This window comes from Aeromonas lacus, from assembly GCF_000764665.1.
GTDB classification, from domain to species: Bacteria; Pseudomonadota; Gammaproteobacteria; order Enterobacterales; family Aeromonadaceae; genus Aeromonas; species Aeromonas lacus.
The window spans coordinates 1-3,083 of sequence record NZ_JRGM01000046.1 but is presented as its reverse complement, the minus strand read 5'-3'; the positions used below and the strand labels follow the sequence as shown (position 1 = coordinate 3,083).

The following is a 3,083-nucleotide window of genomic DNA, read 5'->3' as shown; positions in this document are numbered from 1 at the left end:
AATCTGGAAAGCTGATTTAAAAAGTAGTTCTCAAACATTTGTTACAAGTGCTTTGGAAACTTCTTGGCGAAAACCAAATTTTATTTGGTCCTTGTTGTACGACAACAAGCTGCGTCGGTTTCACCGACACTTCTTGGGGTTGTATGGTTAAGTGACTAAGCGTACATGGTGGATGCCTTGGCAGTCAGAGGCGATGAAGGACGTACTAACCTGCGATAAGCTGTGAGAAGTCGGTAAGAGACGCTATTACTCACAGATTTCCGAATGGGGAAACCCACTTAGCATAAGCTAGGTATCGTTACATGAATACATAGTGTAACGAGGCGAACCGGGAGAACTGAAACATCTAAGTACCCCGAGGAAAAGAAATCAACCGAGATTCCCTCAGTAGCGGCGAGCGAACGGGGATTAGCCCTTAAGCATCTTGGAAGTTAGTGGAACGGTCCTGGAAAGGCCGGCGATACAGGGTGATAGCCCCGTACACGAAAACAACCTTGATGTGAAATCGAGTAGGGCGGGACACGTGACATCCTGTCTGAATATGGGGGGACCATCCTCCAAGGCTAAATACTCCTGACTGACCGATAGTGAACCAGTACCGTGAGGGAAAGGCGAAAAGAACCCCTGTGAGGGGAGTGAAATAGAACCTGAAACCGTGTACGTACAAGCAGTGGGAGCCCTTCGGGGTGACTGCGTACCTTTTGTATAATGGGTCAGCGACTTACATTTTGTAGCGAGGTTAACCGTATAGGGGAGCCGTAGGGAAACCGAGTCTTAACTGGGCGTCTAGTTGCAAGGTGTAGACCCGAAACCGGGTGATCTAGCCATGGGCAGGTTGAAGGTTGAGTAACATCAACTGGAGGACCGAACCCACTAACGTTGCAAAGTTAGGGGATGACCTGTGGCTGGGGGTGAAAGGCCAATCAAACTCGGAGATAGCTGGTTCTCCCCGAAAGCTATTTAGGTAGCGCCTCGGACGAATACTACTGGGGGTAGAGCACTGTTTGGACTAGGGGGTCATCCCGACTTACCAACTCCATGCAAACTCCGAATACCAGTAAGTACTATCCGGGAGACACACGGCGGGTGCTAACGTCCGTCGTGAAGAGGGAAACAACCCAGACCGCCGGCTAAGGTCCCAAAGTTCTGGTTAAGTGGGAAACGATGTGGGAAGGCTCAGACAGCTAGGATGTTGGCTTAGAAGCAGCCATCATTTAAAGAAAGCGTAATAGCTCACTAGTCGAGTCGGCCTGCGCGGAAGATGTAACGGGGCTCAAACCAGGCACCGAAGCCGCGGATTTGCACTTAGTGCAAGTGGTAGGGGAGCGTTCTGTAAGTCTGCGAAGGTGTATCGAGAGGTATGCTGGAGATATCAGAAGTGCGAATGCTGACGTAAGTAACGATAAAGGGGGTGAAAAGCCTCCTCGCCGGAAGACCAAGGGTTCCTGTCCAACGTTAATCGGGGCAGGGTGAGTCGACCCCTAAGGTGAGGCCGAAAGGCGTAATCGATGGGAAGCAGGTTAATATTCCTGCACGACTTGTAATTGCGATGGGGGGACGGAGAAGGCTAGGTGGGCCAGGCGACGGTTGTCCTGGTGAAAGTGCGTAGGCGGTACCTTTAGGTAAATCCGGAGGTGCAACGCTGAGACACGAGACGAACACACTACGGTGTGGAAGCCATTGATGCCCTGCTTCCAGGAAAAGCCTCTAAGCTTCAGATTACAAGTCATCGTACCCCAAACCGACACAGGTGGTCGGGTAGAGAATACCAAGGCGCTTGAGAGAACTCGGGTGAAGGAACTAGGCAAAATAGTACCGTAACTTCGGGAGAAGGTACGCTCTTGTTGGTGAAGTCCCTTGCGGATGGAGCTGACGGGAGTCGCAGTGACCAGATGGCTGGGACTGTTTATCAAAAACACAGCACTCTGCAAACACGAAAGTGGACGTATAGGGTGTGACACCTGCCCGGTGCCGGAAGGTTAATTGATGGGGTTAGCGCAAGCGAAGCTCTTGATCGAAGCCCCGGTAAACGGCGGCCGTAACTATAACGGTCCTAAGGTAGCGAAATTCCTTGTCGGGTAAGTTCCGACCTGCACGAATGGTGTAACCATGGCCATGCTGTCTCCACCCGAGACTCAGTGAAATCGAATTCGCCGTGAAGATGCGGTGTACCCGCGGCTAGACGGAAAGACCCCGTGAACCTTTACTACAGCTTGGCACTGAACATTGAACCTACATGTGTAGGATAGGTGGGAGGCTTTGAAGGCGTGACGCCAGTTGCGCTGGAGCCGTCCTTGAAATACCACCCTTGTATGTTTGATGTTCTAACGCAGGCCCATGAATCTGGGCCGCGGACAGTGCCTGGTGGGTAGTTTGACTGGGGCGGTCTCCTCCCAAAGAGTAACGGAGGAGCACGAAGGTTGGCTAATCCTGGTCGGACATCAGGAGGTTAGTGCAATGGCATAAGCCAGCTTAACTGCGAGACGGACAGGTCGAGCAGGTACGAAAGTAGGTCATAGTGATCCGGTGGTTCTGAATGGAAGGGCCATCGCTCAACGGATAAAAGGTACTCCGGGGATAACAGGCTGATACCGCCCAAGAGTTCATATCGACGGCGGTGTTTGGCACCTCGATGTCGGCTCATCACATCCTGGGGCTGAAGTCGGTCCCAAGGGTATGGCTGTTCGCCATTTAAAGTGGTACGCGAGCTGGGTTCAGAACGTCGTGAGACAGTTCGGTCCCTATCTGCCGTGGGCGTTGGATGATTGAAGGGAGTTGCTCCTAGTACGAGAGGACCGGAGTGAACGAACCTCTGGTGTTCGGGTTGTCACGCCAGTGGCACTGCCCGGTAGCTAAGTTCGGAATCGATAACCGCTGAAAGCATCTAAGCGGGAAGCGAGCCCTGAGATGAGTCATCCCTGACCCCTTGAGGGTCCTAAAGGGCCGTTGGAGACCACAACGTTGATAGGCGGGGTGTGTAAGTGCAGCGATGCATTGAGCTAACCCGTACTAATTACCCGTGAGGCTTAACCATACAACACCCAAGAAGTGTTCTGGGCCTTGTAGCGAATGAACGAACTACT

The 3,083-nt window shown here is 52.3% G+C and carries 1 rRNA gene; it reads left to right on the top strand.

What is annotated here, in order from left to right:
• Positions 1-145 precede the first annotated feature (145 nt).
• Positions 146-3,034: ribosomal RNA gene (locus LG31_RS0106765) — 23S ribosomal RNA — on the top strand.
• Positions 3,035-3,083 lie beyond the last annotated feature (49 nt).